Here is a 16512-nt window from a genome sequence, read left to right as displayed (position 1 = left end):
GTTACGCACCGGGGTAATTTTGACCATACCTACCTCACATCCGTTGAAAAGATAAAAAAATCAGGAATGTCCGGTGGTCCGGTGCATATACCCTAAGCGTGTTAAATTTTTAAATAAACTAACTTTTAGGAATATGCATAGAAGGTCTGTCACCCCGGCTCACAGGGCGAACCGGGGCGGCGGGGTTGGTAGACCAGCGCAGGCTTGGCGGGGCTGGTCGGGGCCTTGGGGACGTGCGTGGCGATGCGCAAGGTGCGGGCTGGCGCCCAGCGTGAATTATTGCCGACCCGGTCGCGAATGCAGTAGGTCACTTCGAGGCGATGGTCATCCCCGGCCTCGACGATGATCGTCGACGGCACCCACACTTGCACCGCCTTGCCGACATCGCTGGCCTGGATTTTTGGCAGGTCCAGGCGCACGTCGCCCCAGCGCAGCGTGATCTCGTCGTCGGTCGCCATGTTCAGGTAGGGCTCGATGGTCAGGGGCACGCCGCGGCGGATCTGGCTGCTGTTGACGCCGTGGCGGCGAATGGTCTCGGGCAGGCTGACGGCGGCCAGGTTCTGGTTTTCATCGATGCTCAGTGCCAGGGGCATGCCGCCGGGATAATCGGTCTTGATCTGCACTCGGGTGATGGCTGAACGCGCCGGGCCGTGGCCGACTTGCATGACCCGATAATGAATTCGCGCCGGACCATTTTGCACAAAGCTTTCCGGCACTCGAAGGCTGGTGCACATGCCGATTTTGCCGGCGGTCACGCGCCGGGAAGCGGCAAAGCAGTTGTTCCAGAACAGCTCGATCAGATCACCTTCGTCCATGCCGCAGTAAGGCGCGATATCGACCTGCAAGTCTGTCGCGGCGAGGGCATTGATGCCTTCTCGATGCGCTTGGGGCAAGGTCGGGGCACAGAGCAACGCCCGAGTGGAAATACGCTTCATAAATAATCTCCTTGATGCAGCCAACAGCAATCGTCCCGGACATTGGGCGCGTGCAGCCGGCGTAGTCCGAAAGGAACGATTTAATGAAAAACCGGAATGGATCCAATTATCTTGGCTCTAGATAAGAGGCTCGGTTAGTTGGCGTCAAGAGGCTGGGCGGGGCAAACAGGGGGGTATGGAATATTCAGAAGGGTCTTACTGGCGGGGCGCTGCAAGCGTGTGTTTCAAGGTGACTTTTACCCAATGAATAAAGGGCTTTTCCCAAAAAACACCTAAGAGGCGAGTTGCCTTTCGGCAACTCGATAAAGCGAAGTTTCTTACATCCGATTGGCGCAAGTTAGTTGTTGATAAACTTGCTGAGAAACTGTCGGGTGCGTTCTTCTTTCGGGTTGGCAAACAGTGCCTTGGCTTCGCCTTGTTCAACAATTACACCCTTGTCGAAGAAGATCACGCGATTGGCAACATCCCGGGCAAAACTCATCTCATGGGTCACGATGACCATGGTGCGGTTTTCTTCAGCAAGGCTGCGAATGGTCGCCAGCACTTCGCCTACCAGTTCCGGGTCCAGGGCCGAGGTGGGTTCATCGAACAGGATCACCTCCGGCTCCATTGCCAAGGCCCGGGCAATCGCTACCCGTTGCTGCTGCCCGCCGGACAGGCGCCGGGGGTAGGCGTCTTCCTTGCCTGCCAGGCCGACCCTGGCCAACAGCTTGCGACCGAGGGCGTCCGCGGCGGCCCGGGGCATCTTCTTGACCACGATCGGGCCTTCGATGACGTTCTCCAGGGCGGTGCGATGCGGGAACAGGTTGAAGTTCTGGAACACAAAGCCCACGTGCTGGCGCAGGCGCCGCACCAGGCCTTGCTGTTGGTTGAGCGGGCGGCTGCTGTCGATCTCGATGTCACCGACCTTGATCCGGCCACTGGTGGGTTCTTCGAGGAAATTCAGGCAGCGCAGGAAGGTGGTCTTGCCGGAACCGCTGGGGCCGATGATGGCGACGACTTCGCCTTCCTTGACCTCAAGGTCGATCCCGTTAAGCACCACCTGACCCTTGAATTGTTTGGTCAGTTTTTCAACCACGATCATGCTTCAAGACTCCAGGTCATGCCGGTTGACTCGTGCTTCCAGGCGGTTTTGCACGTGCGCCAGAACGCTGGCAAGAATCCAGTAGATCAAGGCGGCGGACAGATACATGGTGAAAATTTCGAAGGTACGGGCCGAGACCAATTGCGCCTGGCGGAACAGCTCCGGCACCTGGATGGTGGCGGCCAGGGCGGTGTCCTTGACCAGGGAAATAAAGCTGTTGCCCAACGGCGGCAAGGCCGTGCGCATGGCCTGCGGCAGGATGGCCCGGCGCAGGGTCTGCGCACGGGTCATGCCGATGCTGGCCGCAGCTTCCCACTGGCCGCGCTCGATGGAACCGATGGCGGCACGCAGGATTTCACAGGCATAAGCGGCCATGTTCAGCGAGAAGCCGATCATGGCTGCCGGGATCGGATCCAGCTCGATGCCCACTTGCGGCAAGCCGTAGTAGATCAGGAACAGCTGTACCAGCAAGGGCGTGCCGCGAAAGAACGACACGTAGACTCGGGCGGTCCAGCTCAACAGCTTGAAGCGCGACAGCCGCATCAAGGCCAGGCCGAAGCCCAACAGCAAGCCGAAAAACATCCCGCCAAGGCTAAGAATTACCGTGAAATACGCGCCCTTGAGCAGAAAGGGCGCGGAGTCCAGCGCGAGTTGGAAACCTGCTTCCATTATTGAGTAACGTCAGCGTTGAAGTACTTCTCGGACAGTTTCTTCAAGGTACCGTCGGCGCGCAGTTCGTCGAGGGCCTTGTTCACCGCAGCCAGCAGTTCAGGCTCGCCTTTGCGCAAGGCAATACCGGCTTCCTGACGGGAGAAAGCAGCACCTGCAGCGGCAGTGTCCTTGGCTTTCTTGGCGTATTCCAGCGCCGCCAGGCGGTCGATCAGAATCGCGTCGACACGGCCGATGCGCAGGTCCTGAAACTTGGTTGGGTCATCGTTATAGGTTTTGACGATGGCTTTCGGTTGGTTTTCCTTGAGCCATTGTTCGTAGTTGGTGCCCAGGCCCACACCGATCTTCTTGCCAGCCAGGTCGTCGGCGGTCTTGATGGTGTCGACGTTTTTCGCCAGGGTCAGCGCCTGGATACCGGAGACGGTATACGGCTTGGAGAAGTCGTACTTTTCCTTGCGCGCGTCGGAGATAGTGACCTGGTTGACGACTGCGTCCAGGCGCTTGGATTCCAGGGCGGCGAGGATGCCATCCCACGGCGTGGCTTGCAGCTTGACCTTGACGCCGAGCTTCTTGGCCAGGGCTTCAGACAACTCGACCTCGAAACCGCTGAGCTTGCCGCTTTCATCGACGAAGCTGAACGGCGGGTAGGTGCCTTCCAGGCCAATCTTGATTTCGCCGGCTTTCTTGATGTTATCCAACTGCTCGCCGGCAACCGCCTGACCGAGCCACCCGGCGCCAAGCGCCAGCCCCAACGTACCAACCAGTAACGTGCGACGGAATACAGAAATAGTCATGAAGAGCCCCTGTGTTTTTATGTTGAGCGATGCAGGTGACGCGGTAGTCGTATCCTGCCTCAAAAGCGCGGTCTGTGGGAGCGGGCTTGCTCGCGAATGCATCAACTCGGTGTTTTGGATCTACCCAGTCATGCGTATCGCCATCAAGCTCGCCTACGGCGCGACTATAAAGCCGGTTTTTAAGACTTGAAAATAATATAAAATCTAATTGATATTTCTTTATGGAATATCAAAAGCTCGAATCATACGCAAACAAGGCGGGTGCGCCACCGGTGTGCAGGAAGATGATCGGCCCCTCTTCAAAGCGCTGCCGGCCAATGCCGTCCAGCAACCCGGCCATGGCTTTGCCAGTGTAGACCGGGTCCAGCAGCAAGCCTTCCTGGCTGGCCACCAGCTTGATCGCCGCCAGCGTGCCGGCACTCGGTTCGCCATAACGGGGGGCGAAGTACTCGTCCCACAGGATCACCTTGAACGCGTCCGGCACAGGCACGCCGAGCAATTCGGCGGTGCGTTCGGCCAGGCCTTGCACCTTGGGGCGCTGGGCTTCGTCGGTGCGGGACACCGTGACGCCAATCACTTGCAGGTCCGGCAGTACTTCGGCCAGTGCCAGTGCCAGGCCGCTGTGGGTGCCGGCGCTGCCGGAGGCCAGTACCACGGTGGAGAACTGGATGCCGCTGTCTTCAATCTGCCCGGCCAGTTCCAGCCCGGCGCGCACGTAACCCAGGGCGCCGAGGGCGTTGGAGCCACCGATGGGCACCAGGTACGGCTTCTTGCCGTTGCTGCGCAGGCGGTCGGCGACGGCGTTGAGCTGGTCGTCGACGTTGTCCAGGTTTTCTACCAGCTCGACCTTGGCGTCGAACAGTTCCAGCAACAGGCGGTTGCCGTTGGCCAGGTAGTTGGGGTCTTCGGTGCCCGTCGGGTTTTCCAGCAGGGCGACGCAGCCCAGGCCCAGCTTGGCGGCCAGTGCAGCGGTTTGGCGCACATGGTTGGACTGGATCGCACCGGCGGTGACGAGGGTATCGGCGCCTTGGGCGAGGGCGTCGGCGGCGAGGTATTCGAGTTTGCGCAGCTTGTTGCCACCCAGGGCCAGCGGCGTGGTGTCGTCACGTTTGACGTAGACGTCACGCCCCAGCCAGGCCGACAGCCGTTCGAGTTTTTCCAGGGCGGTGGCGCCGCCCAGCAGTTCCAGACGGTTAAAGCGGTCGAGCTGTTGTTTGATCATGGCTACGCACGGGTGGTCAGAGATGCACCGACTATAGGCAGGCACTTTTCAGGGGGCAACCGCCAATCGCTTATGTCTGTGGGTTATTAGCATTGCACTATTGGTTCTTAAGGACGCTCAGGTCCCTTGCCGTAAAGTGGTGGGCATTTCGTCAGGAGTGAAGACCGTGAGTGAGCGTTCCAGTCATTGGCAATTACAGACCATCGTCAGCCAGCTGCGCAGCGCCCGGGACCAGTGGCGCACCCGCAATGGCCGGGTCAGCGGCGAGCAGGGCGGTCGCGAGCTGCCTTCACGGGAAGCCGTGGCACAGATTCTCGAGGCGTTGTGCGGCGCGCTGTTCCCCATGCGTTTGGGGCCGGTGGACCTGCGTGAAGAAAGTGAAGATTTCTACGTGGGCCATACCCTGGATGTGGCGCTGAATGCGTTGCTCGCCCAGGCGCGGCTGGAACTGCGGTATGCCGCACGGCAAGGCGGCCAGGATGACAGTGAGGTGGACGCCCATGCCATCCACCTGATCCAGGATTTCGCCCTGGCATTGCCGGCCTTGCGCAGCCTGCTGGACACCGACGTACTCGCCGCTTACCACGGCGACCCGGCGGCGCGCAGTGTGGATGAAGTGCTGTTGTGCTACCCGGGGATTCTGGCGGTGATTCACCATCGCCTGGCGCACCACTTGTATCGGGCGGGGTTGCCGTTGCTGGCGCGGATCAGTGCGGAAATCGCGCACTCGGCGACCGGGATTGATATTCACCCGGGCGCGCAGATCGGGCCGAGCTTCTTCATCGACCACGGGACGGGTGTGGTGATTGGCGAGACGGCGATCATTGGCGAGCGGGTGCGGATCTATCAGGCCGTGACTTTGGGCGCCAAGCGTTTCCCGGCGGATGAAGACGGTCAGTTGCAGAAGGGCCATCCGCGGCATCCGATTGTCGAGGATGATGTGGTGATCTACGCCGGGGCGACGATTCTGGGGCGGATCACGATTGGCAAGGGTTCGACCATTGGCGGCAACGTGTGGCTGACGCGGAGCGTGCCGGCGGGGGCGAATCTGACCCAGGCGAATTTGCAGCATGATGATGGGACGCAGAAGTAGAACCCCTCTCTCAAGATCACACAGATCAAATGTGGGAGCGGGCTTGCTCGCGAATGCGGAGTGTCAGCCAATACATCAGTTGACTGATCCACTGCATTCGCGAGCAAGCCCGCTCCCACATTTTTGTCTGTATTCCAAATTTGAGCTGCATTAGCCAGATTCGAGCCGTATTTCGCTCAGCAATCGCTGAACGTTTCGTCATCCCCATACGTCATACCTTTCCTTGAGCTAGTGTAGGAAATACCTACCACTCGGCCCTGCGATTAGTCCTCAAACCCCTATCCATGTTTAACTTGACTGTTCGTTCAAGTTAAATCGGTGGTTCGCTGCCCGCTCACAACAGGAGGCTTACCTTTGCTGAGTCCGTTTTTTACAGCCACATCCCACTCCCTTGAGGTGCACCCTTCATGAGTGCATCGTCCATACCTTCAAGCGGTCAGGTCCGCATGAACCCGCCGGTGTTTTACTTCGCCGCGAGCTTCATCCTGCTGTTCGGCCTGACCGTCATCGCTATTCCCGAACAAGCCGGCGCCTGGCTGCTGGCCGCACAAAACTGGGCGGCCAATACGGTCGGCTGGTACTACATGCTGGCGATGACCCTGTATCTGGTCTTCGTGGTGGTCACCGCGTTATCGGGCTACGGCAAGATCAAACTCGGTGCCGACCACGACGAGCCCGAATTCAGTTACCTGTCCTGGGCGGGCATGCTGTTCGCCGCCGGGATCAGCATCACGCTGTTTTTCTTCTGCGTTTCCGAACCGTTGACGCACCTGGTGCAACCGCCCCAGGGCGAGGCGCTGAACGGTGACGCGGCGCGCCAGGCCATGCAGATCCTGTTTCTGCACTGGGGCCTGCATGGCTGGGGTGTGTTCGCCTTCGTCGGCATGGCCCTGGCGTATTTCGCCTACCGGCATAACCTGCCGCTGGCGTTGCGTTCGGCGCTGTACCCGCTGATCGGCAAGCGCATCAACGGCCCCATCGGTTATGCCGTGGACGGCTTCGGCATCATCGCCACGGTGTTCGGCCTTGGCGCCGACATGGGCTTTGGCGTGTTGCACCTCAACTCCGGGCTCGATTACCTGTTCGGCGTGGCCCACACCCAGTGGATCCAGGTTGGCCTCATCACCTTGATGATGGGCGCGGCAATTCTTGTCGCCGTCTCGGGCGTCGACAAGGGCGTGCGAGTGATGTCCGACATCAACATGCTGCTGGCCTGTGCGCTGCTGCTATTCGTGTTGTTCGCGGGTCCCACCCAGCACTTGCTCAACACCCTGATCCAGAACATCGGCGACTACCTCGGCGCCTTGCCGACCAAGAGTTTCGACCTCTACGCCTACGACAAACCCAGCGACTGGCTGGGCGGCTGGACCGTGTTTTATTGGGCCTGGTGGATCGCATGGTCGCCGTTTGTGGGCCTGTTTATCGCGCGTATTTCCCGCGGCCGCACCATCCGTGAATTCGTGTTCGGCGTGCTGTTGATCCCGTTGGGCTTCACCCTGGCGTGGATGTCGATCTTCGGCAACAGCGCCATCGACCAGATACTCAACCACGGCCTCACGGCGCTCGGTCAGTCGGCCATCGATGATCCGTCGATGAGCCTCTACCTGCTGCTGGAAACCTACCCGTGGAGCAAGACGGTGATCGCCGTCACGGTGTTTATCAGCTTCGTGTTCTTCGTTACCTCGGCCGACTCCGGCACCGTGGTGCTCTCGACCTTGTCGGCCAAAGGCGGCAACGCCGATGAAGACGGTCCGAAGTGGCTGCGAGTGTTCTGGGGCGCGATGACCGCATTGGTGACCAGCGCGCTGTTGTTTGCCGGCAGCATCGACTCGCTCAAATCTGCTGTGGTGCTGACATCGCTGCCGTTCTCGATGATCTTGCTGCTGATGATGTGGGGGCTGCACAAGGCGTTCTACCTCGAATCCCAGAAGCAGATTGCGCAGATGCATTCCCTCGCGCCGGTGTCGGGCTCACGTAAAGGCACGGGCGGTTGGCGCCAGCGCTTGAGCCAGGCGGTGCATTTCCCGTCACGGGATGAGGTGTACCGTTTCCTTGAGACCACGGTGCGTCCGGCGATCGAAGAAGTGACGGCAGTGTTTGTCGAAAAAGGCCTGAACGTGGTCGCCCAGCCGGACCCGGCCAACGACAGTGTCAGCCTGGAAATCGGCCACGGCGAACAGCATCCGTTCGTGTATCAGGTGCAGATGCGCGGCTATTTCACCCCGTCATTTGCACGGGGCGGCATGGGTTCCAAGCAGCTCAACAACCGCCGCTACTACCGCGCGGAAGTGCACTTGAGTGAGGGCAGCCAGGACTACGATCTGGTGGGCTACACCAAGGAGCAGATCATCAACGACATCCTCGACCAGTACGAACGGCATATGCAGTTCCTGCACCTGGTTCGCTAAACGAAAAGGCCCTGTTCAATACCTCGAACAGGGCCTTTTTCGTTCTTTGTTTCTCCTCCAGATCCCACCATCACTGGCGCGCCGAAGCGCTCGCCAGCGCCCGCAAAGCCCCGTGCTTGAAGGGTTCCTTAAATTTAATTTCATCCGGGTAAAGGGTGTTTTGACTCCGAACTGTCACATGGCCATCGCCTAATTGTGTGAAGCGTTTGACGCTTTCATTTCAGAACAGTGACGGAGACCGGTACCAATGAAGACGTTATTGAGCCCCATGGTGGGTGCCGCCATGGCGAGCTTTATGCTGTCCGCCCACGCCGATTTTATCGATGACAGCCACGCCGACGTGACCCTGCTCAACCGCTACCTCAATCAGCAGGGGCGCGATGTGGTGAACAGCAATAACAAGGCCCATAGCATCCGTGATTGGGGCCAGGGTTTTGAGTTCAACTTCAAGTCCGGCTACACCGATGGCCCAGTGGGCTTTGGCTTGGACTTGCAGGCGTTCTACGGCTTGAAACTGGATTCCGGTGGCGACCTCAATGACAAGGATCACCAGGGCCGTTACCCCGGCAGCATGTTCCCGCTGGATGACGGTAAATCCGCCGACCAGTTCGGCGTGCTCAGCCCGACCTTCAAGATGCGCTTCGCCCAGGATGAATTGCGCGTCGGTACGCTCTACGGCAACAACCCGGTACTGGCCAACACCGACGGCCGCTTGTACCAGCAGACCAACACTGGCGTGCAGTTGGTTTCCAAGGACTTGACCGACTTCACCTTCACCGCCGGTGACATCCTCAAGACCAAGATCCGCAACGAAACCGGCGACCAAGGCATGATCACCGCCGGCGGCACCAAAGAGAGCGATCGTTTCTTGTACGGCGGTGCGGACTACAAAGGTTTGCCGGACACCACCGTCAGCCTGTGGTACTCGAACCTCGAGGATTACTACCAGCAGTTCTTCCTCGGTGCCAAGCGCCATGACGCCTTGCCTGTGGGTGCGATCGACACCGACGTGCGCCTGTATCGCAGCCTGGGTGTGGGTGCAAACGCCGATGGCGACAAGGACTATTCCGCAGCCGGTCTTTATGGCGACGGCACCTCCAAGGGTCGCATCAACCAGTCCACCGTCAGCCTGTTGGAAAGCTACAGCCTGGACGGCCATACCGTCGGCCTGGGCATCCAGAAAAACAGCGGCGACAGCGACTTCCCGTACCTGGATTCCGGCCTGAACAGCGGTGCCAGCAACCAGGGCCCGGGCTCGGGCGCCGACACCCCGGCACTCACCAACATGCAACTGAACAAGTTCCAGCACGCCGGCGAACGCACCTGGCTGGCACAGTACAAATATGACTTCGGCAAGCTCGGCCTCAATGGCCTGACGTTCGCCACGTCCTACGCACACGGTGATGACATCCGCACCACCCAGGGCACCACCAGCGAATGGGAACGTAACGTCACGGTGGCTTACCAAGTGCCCACCGGCACCCTCAAAGGCCTCGGCGTGACGTGGCGAAATGCCCACGCCAGCCCGGATATTACTGGCGCCACCGTGCAAGATGAAAACCGCCTGTATGTGAGCTATGTCGTTCCACTTTGGTAGGACTTTGCTGTAAAAGGGAAAGGCAGACTTAAGCGATTCAGCTGCTTAAAAGGCCCGGGAATATGCTTATTCCCGGGCCTTATTTGCCCCAAGTCCAAGAGAGGATTCGATGACTTACATTGCTGCCGAAAACCGCTATGAATCTATTCCTTATCGCCGCGTAGGTCGCAGCGGACTGGTGCTGCCGGCACTGTCCCTGGGGCTGTGGCACAACTTTGGCGACAGCACCCCGATTGACACCCAGCGCGCGCTCCTGCGTACGGCGTTCGACCTGGGTATCAACCACTTCGACCTGGCCAACAACTACGGCCCTCCGTACGGCAGCGCCGAGATCAACTTCGGCCGTTTGCTGCGGGAAGATTTCAAGCATTACCGCGATGAACTGATCATCTCCAGCAAGGCGGGTTGGGACATGTGGCCAGGCCCTTACGGCCAGGGCGGCGGTTCGCGCAAGTACGTACTGGCGAGCCTCGACCAGAGCCTGCAACGCCTGGGCGTCGACTACGTGGACATCTTCTACTCCCACCGTTTTGATGCCGACACCCCACTGGAAGAAACCGCCAGCGCACTGGCCACCGCCGTACAACAGGGCAAGGCGTTGTACATCGGGATTTCGTCCTATTCCGGCGTGAAAACCCGGGAAATTGCAGCACTGCTTCAAGAGTGGAAAGTGCCACTGCTGATCCATCAGCCGGCCTACAACCTGCTCAATCGCTGGGTGGAAAAAGACCTGCTGGACGTCACCGAAGAACTCGGTGCCGGGGTGATTGCGTTCACGCCATTGGCCCAGGGACTGTTGACCGACAAATACCTCAACGGCGTACCGGCGGATGCGCGGGTGAATCGCCCGGGTGGTGGTTCGTTGCAGGCCAAGCATTTGTCCGAGGCCAACATCGCCCACGCCCGTGCGCTGAATGAAATTGCCAAGCGTCGTGGCCAGAGCCTGGCGCAGATGGCGTTGGCGTGGACGTTGCGTGATCCGCGGGTCACCAGTGCCCTGATCGGCGCGAGCCGGCCGGAGCAGATCATTGAAAACGTCGGGGCGTTGCAGAATTTGAGCTTCAGCGCGCAAGAGCTGGCGGAGATTGATCGGTTTGCCCAGGAAGGCGGGATTAACTTGTGGGAAAAGCCGTCTACCGCTGAGTAAGCGGTAGTCCCCAACTCCTGAATCATCCCCAACCAAATGTGGGAGCGGGCTTGCTCGCGAAAGCGGAGTGTCAGTCACTGTATATGTCGACTGATCCACCGCCTTCGCGAGCAAGCCCGCTCCCACATTTGATTTGTGGTGTGCCTGCTAGAACGGCACATCCCCCAAAATCGTCGCCCGGTGCATCACCCGCCGTTGCGGCCGGTAATCATCCACCGCGTAATGCTGGGTCACGCGGTTATCCCAGAACGCCACGTCATTTTCCTGCCAACGCCAGCGAATGGTGAATTCCGGCCGTGTCGCGTGCGCAAACAGCAGCTTCAACACCGCCTCGCTTTCCGCCGGCTCCAGTTCGTTGATCTTGCTGGTGAACCCTTCACTGACGAACAGCGATTTACGCCCGCTCACCGGGTGCGTGCGAATCACCGGATGGGACAGTGGCGGATTCTTGCGCCGGGCTTCTTCCCAGCGCGCCAGGTCTTGCGGTGTATTGCCGTAACGCTCCAGCGGGAAAGAACGCGTGAAATCATGGGTCGCGGTCAAACCGTCCAACAACTTTTTGAACGGCTCCGATAACGCCTCATACGCGGCAATCCCGCTGGCCCACAACGTATCGCCACCGAACTCCGGCAACAGCTTGGCGCTGAGTACCGCGCCGAGGGCCGGCGTGGGCAGGAAGGTCACGTCGGTGTGCCAGATGGCGTTATCGCGTACATCGGTCACGGCGGTATCGAGGATCAGCACTTCAGGCTGTTCCGGCACGTTGGGGTAGATCGGGTGAATGTGCAGGTCGCCGAAATGCGCCGCGAACCGCGCCTGTTGCTGCGGGTTGATCGGCTGGTTGCGGAAGAACAGCACCGAATGCTTGAGCAGCGCCTGTTCAATGGCGTCGCGTTGTTCGATGTTCAGCGGTTGGGTAATGTCGACGCCACTGATCTGGGCGCCAAGGGCGGTGCTGAGAGGCGTTACGGTCAGGCTGCTCATGGGATTCTCGTCGAAAATTTCTTAGTGTGCCTGGCCATGCCACGGCACCAGTTTGCGCTGCAGGGCACGCAAGCCCATTTCCATCGCAAAGGCGATCAGCGCGATTACCAGAATCCCCAGCACCACTACGTCGGTGACCAGAAACTGCGCCGCAGACTGCACCATGAAACCCAGGCCGCTGGTGGCGGCGATCAGCTCGGCGGCCACCAACGTCGACCACCCCACACCGAGGCCAATCCGCACGCCGGTGAGGATGTCGGGCAGGGCGCTCGGCAGGATTACGTGGCGAATCAGCTGTGCCCGTGTGGCGCCCAATGACTGCGCGGCGCGCAATTTGGCCGGGTCGACGGTGCGCACGCCGGTGGCGGTAGCAATGGCGATCGGCGCAAAAATCGCCAGGTAGATCAGCAGCACCTTGGACAGCTCGCCGATGCCGCACCAGATCACGATCAGCGGCAGGTAAGCCAGCGGCGGAATCGGGCGGTAAAACTCGATCAGCGGATCCAGAATGCCCCGGGCGATGCGATTGGAGCCGATGGCAATGCCCACCGGCACGGCGGTCAGCACGGCAAAGCCGAGGCCCAGGCCGATACGCTTGAGGCTCGCGCCCAAGTGCTGCCACAGGGTGGAGTCCATGTAGCCAGTGGTCGCCAGCAGCCAGCCTTTTTGCAGCACGGCGGAAGGCGGTGGCAGGAACAGCGGTTCGATCAGCCCGCTGGCGGTCACGGCCCACCAGATAGCGACCAGAGTCACCAGGGTCAGCACGCTGATCCAGCGGGTGCTCAGACTGCGGCGTACCGGCACCACCGGAGTTTGCGCGGTGCGGGTCGCCGGTAATTCGTAGCTGCTCATGCGGACACCTGCCGTTGGGAGAACACCTTGCCCAGCACGTGTTCGCGGGTTTCGATAAAACGTGGGTCGGACTTGATCGCCCGTGCCGACTCACCGGCGGCGTAGCGCTGGCCGAAGTCCAGGCACAGGCGCTCGACGATCTGGCCTGGGTTGGGCGCCAGCAGAATCAGATCCGTGGCGAGGAATACGGCTTCTTCGATGTCGTGGGTAATCAGGAACACCGGCTTGGCTGTGCGCCGCCAGACTTGCAGCAACAGCTCCTGCATCTGTTCGCGGGTGAAGGCATCGAGGGCGCCGAAGGGTTCGTCCATCAGCAGTACGCGCGGGTCAGCAGCCAACGCGCGGGCCAGGCCCACACGTTGCTTCTGGCCACCGGAGAGTTGCCAGATGCGGCGGCTGTCGAAGCCGGCGAGGTCCACCAGGGCGAGCATTTCCCGGGCGCGGATTTCGCGCTTGGCCTTGGACACGCCCGCCAACTCCAGGCCGAAGCCGACGTTGGCCAGCACGTCCTGCCAGGGCAGCAGGGCGTCGTCCTGGAACACCACGCCGCGTTCGGCGCTCGGTCCTTTTACGGGCACACCGTCAAGGGTGATGCGCCCGGCGCTGGGTTCGACAAAACCGGCAATCAGGTTCAACAGCGAAGTCTTGCCACTGCCGGAAGGGCCGAGGGCTACCAGCAATTGCTGGGGCCCAAGGCTCAGGGAAATATCGGCCAGTACGGGCTCCGGGCTGCCTGGGTACTGTGCGCTGATGCGCTCCAGTTGTAGCAAGGCCATCGCGGTGAACTCCTGGTATCAGTTAGTGATGAACTTCGGGCTGACGTACGGGGCGTAATCCGGCAGTACGGCGTCGACCTTGCCCTGTTCCTTGAGGAACGCGGCGGTGTCGGTGACGGCCTTGGTGGTCGGTGCGCCGAGCAGGGTGACCTGGTCAGCCGCCAGCGGGTAGACGTTGCCTTGCAGCAGCAGCGGAATATCGCTGGCCTTGGCTCCGGAGAGTTTCACCAGTTTGTCGACGTTGCCTTTGTCCGCCAGCCAGGCTTGTGGGTCTTTGCGGTAAGCGGCGTAGGCATCCAGGGTAACTTTGGCAAAGGCCGTGACGATTTCCGGGTGCTTCTCGGCGAAATCCTTACGCACGATCCAGGCATCGAAAGTCGGTGCGCCAAATTTGGCCAGTTCGCCGGAAGTGATCAGCACTTTGCCGTTTTCCTTGGCTACGCCCAGAGCCGGATCCCATACGTAGGTGGCGTCGATATCACCGCGCTTCCAGGCAGCGATGATGGCTGGCGGGGCGAGGTTGAGGATGGTCACTTTCGAAGGGTCGATGTTCCAGTGCTTCAGTGCGGCCAGCAGGCTGTAGTGGCCAGTGGAAACGAACGGCACGGCGACTTTCTTGCCGATCAGGTCCTGCGGGCTGTTGATCCCGGAACCGTTGCGCGCCACCAAGGCTTCGGCACCGCCGATCTGGGTGGCGATCAGGAAGGTTTCCACCGGGACCTTGCGGGTCACGGCAGCGGTCAGGGGGCTGGAACCTAGGTAGCCGATCTGCACGTCACCGGAAGCGATGGCGGCGATGATGTCGGCACCATTGTCGAATTTGCGCCAGTCGATCTTGGCGTTGGTGGCTTTTTCGTAGGCGCCGTCGGCCTGGGCGACTTTCGCCGGGTCAACGGTGGTCTGGTAAGCGATGGTCACATCGGCGGCCTGGGCAAACAGGCTGGCACCGGCCAGGGACAACGCCGCCAAGAGGCGAAGGGGGAAATGCAGTTTCAAGGGGGAAGTCCTCATCAGGCGGCCGGAGGTCGGCGTGTGAGAAGACTAAATGATCTAAGAATCCGAAAATAAATAACATTTTCGAATTAGCTTATTATGTAGGAGCGAGCTTGCTCGCGAAAAACGTCAACGATAACGCGTGCTGGCTGGGTGAACGCGTTGTTCTCAGGTTTTTCGCGAGCAAGCTCGCTCCTACAGTAGGTTGCGACTGATTAGTTACTGATAGCGAGGATGCTCGCCTGGTACGACCCGACAAATACGTCAAAATCGCCCACTTCGTTCTGCTCCAGCTCTGCCTGTTGCGCCAGCGAATTACGCGCCAGCTCTTCAAAGCGCGCCTGTTCCTCAGCCTTCAACGGCTCGCTGCGGAAGTGTTCGGCGTGCACCTGGCTCTGATGCAGCGAGAACTGCGCAAAGCTCTCTTTACGCTCGCTCATCGCCGCCAGCACCTGGGCCGACGGGGTCAGGGACGAATCCTTGACCTTCGCCAACTGGGCGTCCAGTGCCTGGCTGTGTTCATTGATGCCCTGGCTCTGATCCAGCAAGGCTGCCAGCGGAGCAATCTGCTCCAGCAACTCGGCGGCCCATTCCTTCATGTCCACCGATTCGCCACGGCGCTGCAATTGCAGGCCCGGACGGCGACCTTCCTTGACCACGCTGAGGAAGTTTGAGCTGGCGTTGCCGCACTCGTTATCAGCGAACAGCGGGCTGTCATTCAAGGCGCAATACAGCAGGAACGCGTCGAGGAAGCGCGACTCTTGCAAGTCGATGCCCATTGGCAGGAACGGGTTGATGTCCAGGCAGCGCACTTCGATGTACTGAATGCCACGAGCCATCAACGCCTGGATCGGCCGTTCGCCGGTGTAGGTCACGCGCTTGGGCCGGATGTTGGAGTAGTACTCGTTTTCGATCTGCAGGATGTTGGTGTTGAGCTGTACCCACTCACCGTCCTTATGGGTGCCGACTTCGACGTACGGCGCGTAGGGCGTTGCCACCGCTTCGCGCAGGCTGTCGGTGTAGCTCGCCAGGTCGTTGTAGCACGGCGTCAGGCCGGCCTGGGCGTTGCTCTGGTAACCCAGGTCGCTCATGCGCAGGCTGGTGGCGTACGGCAGGTACAGAGTGTCGGCGTCCAGCACTTCCAGCTGGTGCGAGCGACCGCGCAGGAAACCCGCGTCCAGGGCCGGCGACGCGCCGAACAGGTACATCAGCAGCCAGCTGTAGCGGCGGAAGTTACGGATCAGCGCGATATAAGCCGTGGACTGGTAGTCGCGGTCGGTACCTACAAAGTTTTCGGCTTCCTTGAGCAGCGGCCACAACGCTTCCGGCAGGGAGAAGTTGTAGTGGATCCCGGCGATGCACTGCATGGTCTTGCCGTACCGCAGGGCCAGGCCCTTGCGATATACGTACTTGAGCTGTCCGATGTTGGAGGTGCCGTAGTAGGCAATCGGAATATCTTCCTCGGCCGGCAACGGGCACGGCATCGATGGACTCCACAGGTACTCGTTGCCGAGCTTGCTGTAGGCAAAACGGTGGATCTTGTCGAGGCTGCTCAGGGTATCGGCCGGGTTGGGCAACGCCGGGGTGATGAACTCAAGCAGCGACTCGGAATAGTCGGTGGTGATTTGTTCGTGGGTCAGTGCAGCGCCCAAGGCCTCGGGGTGCGGCGTTTGTGCCAGTCGGCCTTCACCGGTGACGCGCAGGCATTCACGCTCGATGCCGTGCAGGCATTGCTCGAGCAAAGAGAGGTGTTCGTGCTTGCCGAGCAGGGCCAGGCGGCGGTTGAGAAGTTCGCTCAAGTTGGATTCCTTCACGCGTCAGTCGCCCCAATATGGGGGTGGGCAGGACGGTCTACAAGGGTGAAGTGGAAACTGGCGTTATCGCCTGGTTTTTGAGCCGGATTGACCCACTCTGAAAGAGCCGCCTTCGTCCCTGAGTCTGGCTATCGCGCACGAGGA

At 60.3% G+C, this 16512-nt stretch carries 14 protein-coding genes; 4 read left to right on the top strand and 10 right to left on the bottom strand.

The features are described from left to right. Positions 1–149: 149 nt before the first annotated feature. The 5 genes from AU074_RS32605 to AU074_RS32580 all read right to left on the bottom strand — a co-directional run bounded on the left by AU074_RS32605 (position 150) and on the right by AU074_RS32580 (position 4704). Positions 150–935: a hypothetical protein gene (locus AU074_RS32605; protein ID WP_076018196.1), complete on the bottom strand. Its 786-nt coding sequence runs from the start codon at positions 933–935 to the stop codon at positions 150–152. A 337-nt stretch (positions 936–1272) separates the two neighbouring features. Further along, positions 1273–2019 (bottom strand): L-cystine ABC transporter ATP-binding protein TcyN, encoded by a 747-nt coding sequence (tcyN, locus tag AU074_RS32600; RefSeq protein WP_076018195.1) that lies wholly within the window; start codon positions 2017–2019, stop codon positions 1273–1275. 3 nt (positions 2020–2022) lie between these two features. Beyond that, complete coding sequence (gene tcyL / locus AU074_RS32595) at positions 2023–2688, bottom strand: cystine ABC transporter permease (protein WP_003211857.1); 666 nt, start codon at positions 2686–2688, stop codon at positions 2023–2025. After that, positions 2688–3482 (bottom strand): cystine ABC transporter substrate-binding protein, encoded by a 795-nt coding sequence (gene tcyJ, locus AU074_RS32590; RefSeq protein WP_003211859.1) that lies wholly within the window; start codon positions 3480–3482, stop codon positions 2688–2690. Before tcyJ ends, tcyL begins: the two co-directional genes overlap by 1 nt. A gap of 229 nt (positions 3483–3711) precedes the next feature. Continuing rightward, a complete protein-coding gene (locus AU074_RS32580; RefSeq protein WP_076018193.1) occupies positions 3712–4704 on the bottom strand; it encodes a D-cysteine desulfhydrase in 993 nt (330 codons plus the stop codon). A 166-nt stretch (positions 4705–4870) separates the two neighbouring features. Here AU074_RS32580 and epsC point away from each other — a divergent pair, with 166 nt between their 5' ends. The 4 genes from epsC (at position 4871) to mgrA (ending at position 10949) form a co-directional block, all read left to right on the top strand. Further along, on the top strand, positions 4871–5797 hold the full coding sequence (gene epsC / locus AU074_RS32575) for a serine O-acetyltransferase EpsC (RefSeq protein ID WP_010168915.1): 927 nt from the start codon (positions 4871–4873) through the stop codon (positions 5795–5797). Between the two features lie 446 nt (positions 5798–6243). After that, positions 6244–8205, top strand: coding sequence for a choline transporter BetT (betT, locus tag AU074_RS32565; RefSeq protein WP_173860426.1), 1962 nt, complete (start codon positions 6244–6246; stop codon positions 8203–8205). Positions 8206–8473: 268 nt separating this feature from the next. Continuing rightward, positions 8474–9802, top strand: coding sequence for an OprD family outer membrane porin (locus AU074_RS32560; protein WP_083676749.1), 1329 nt, complete (start codon positions 8474–8476; stop codon positions 9800–9802). Positions 9803–9911: 109 nt separating this feature from the next. Then, entirely contained in the window at positions 9912–10949 is a 1038-nt protein-coding gene (mgrA, locus tag AU074_RS32555; RefSeq protein ID WP_003211877.1) for an L-glyceraldehyde 3-phosphate reductase, read from the top strand. Between the two features lie 147 nt (positions 10950–11096). Here the strand turns inward: mgrA and tauD are convergent, their stop codons facing one another. From tauD to gshA, 5 genes are all read right to left on the bottom strand, one after another. Next, entirely contained in the window at positions 11097–11933 is an 837-nt protein-coding gene (gene tauD, locus AU074_RS32550; RefSeq protein WP_076018189.1) for a taurine dioxygenase, read from the bottom strand. Between the two features lie 21 nt (positions 11934–11954). Continuing rightward, entirely contained in the window at positions 11955–12785 is an 831-nt protein-coding gene (gene tauC, locus AU074_RS32545; RefSeq protein ID WP_076018188.1) for a taurine ABC transporter permease TauC, read from the bottom strand. Beyond that, entirely contained in the window at positions 12782–13561 is a 780-nt protein-coding gene (tauB, locus tag AU074_RS32540) for a taurine ABC transporter ATP-binding subunit (protein ID WP_076018187.1), read from the bottom strand. The genes tauC and tauB overlap by 4 nt, the downstream gene beginning before the upstream one ends. An 18-nt stretch (positions 13562–13579) precedes the next feature. Beyond that, positions 13580–14557 (bottom strand): taurine ABC transporter substrate-binding protein, encoded by a 978-nt coding sequence (tauA, locus tag AU074_RS32535; protein ID WP_003213167.1) that lies wholly within the window; start codon positions 14555–14557, stop codon positions 13580–13582. Between the two features lie 212 nt (positions 14558–14769). Next, complete coding sequence (gene gshA / locus AU074_RS32530) at positions 14770–16353, bottom strand: glutamate--cysteine ligase (protein ID WP_076018186.1); 1584 nt, start codon at positions 16351–16353, stop codon at positions 14770–14772. Positions 16354–16512: the final 159 nt, after the last annotated feature.

It is taken from the genome of Pseudomonas sp. ATCC PTA-122608 (assembly GCF_001952855.1).
GTDB lineage: Bacteria > Pseudomonadota > Gammaproteobacteria > Pseudomonadales > Pseudomonadaceae > Aquipseudomonas.
This window is presented reverse-complemented; position numbering and strand designations above follow the sequence as displayed.

Coding starts and splice junctions, on each gene's coding strand:
- AU074_RS32580 (WP_076018193.1), bottom strand. CDS start 4,704: ATGATCAAACAACAGCTCGACCGCTTTAACCGTCTGGAACTGCTGGGC.
- tauC (WP_076018188.1), bottom strand. CDS start 12,785: ATGAGCAGCTACGAATTACCGGCGACCCGCACCGCGCAAACTCCGGTG.
- AU074_RS32560 (WP_083676749.1), top strand. CDS start 8,474: ATGGTGGGTGCCGCCATGGCGAGCTTTATGCTGTCCGCCCACGCCGAT.
- AU074_RS32605 (WP_076018196.1), bottom strand. CDS start 935: ATGAAGCGTATTTCCACTCGGGCGTTGCTCTGTGCCCCGACCTTGCCC.
- tauB (WP_076018187.1), bottom strand. CDS start 13,561: ATGGCCTTGCTACAACTGGAGCGCATCAGCGCACAGTACCCAGGCAGC.
- tcyJ (WP_003211859.1), bottom strand. CDS start 3,482: ATGACTATTTCTGTATTCCGTCGCACGTTACTGGTTGGTACGTTGGGG.
- tcyN (WP_076018195.1), bottom strand. CDS start 2,019: ATGATCGTGGTTGAAAAACTGACCAAACAATTCAAGGGTCAGGTGGTG.
- tauD (WP_076018189.1), bottom strand. CDS start 11,933: ATGAGCAGCCTGACCGTAACGCCTCTCAGCACCGCCCTTGGCGCCCAG.
- tcyL (WP_003211857.1), bottom strand. CDS start 2,688: ATGGAAGCAGGTTTCCAACTCGCGCTGGACTCCGCGCCCTTTCTGCTC.
- betT (WP_173860426.1), top strand. CDS start 6,244: ATGAACCCGCCGGTGTTTTACTTCGCCGCGAGCTTCATCCTGCTGTTC.
- mgrA (WP_003211877.1), top strand. CDS start 9,912: ATGACTTACATTGCTGCCGAAAACCGCTATGAATCTATTCCTTATCGC.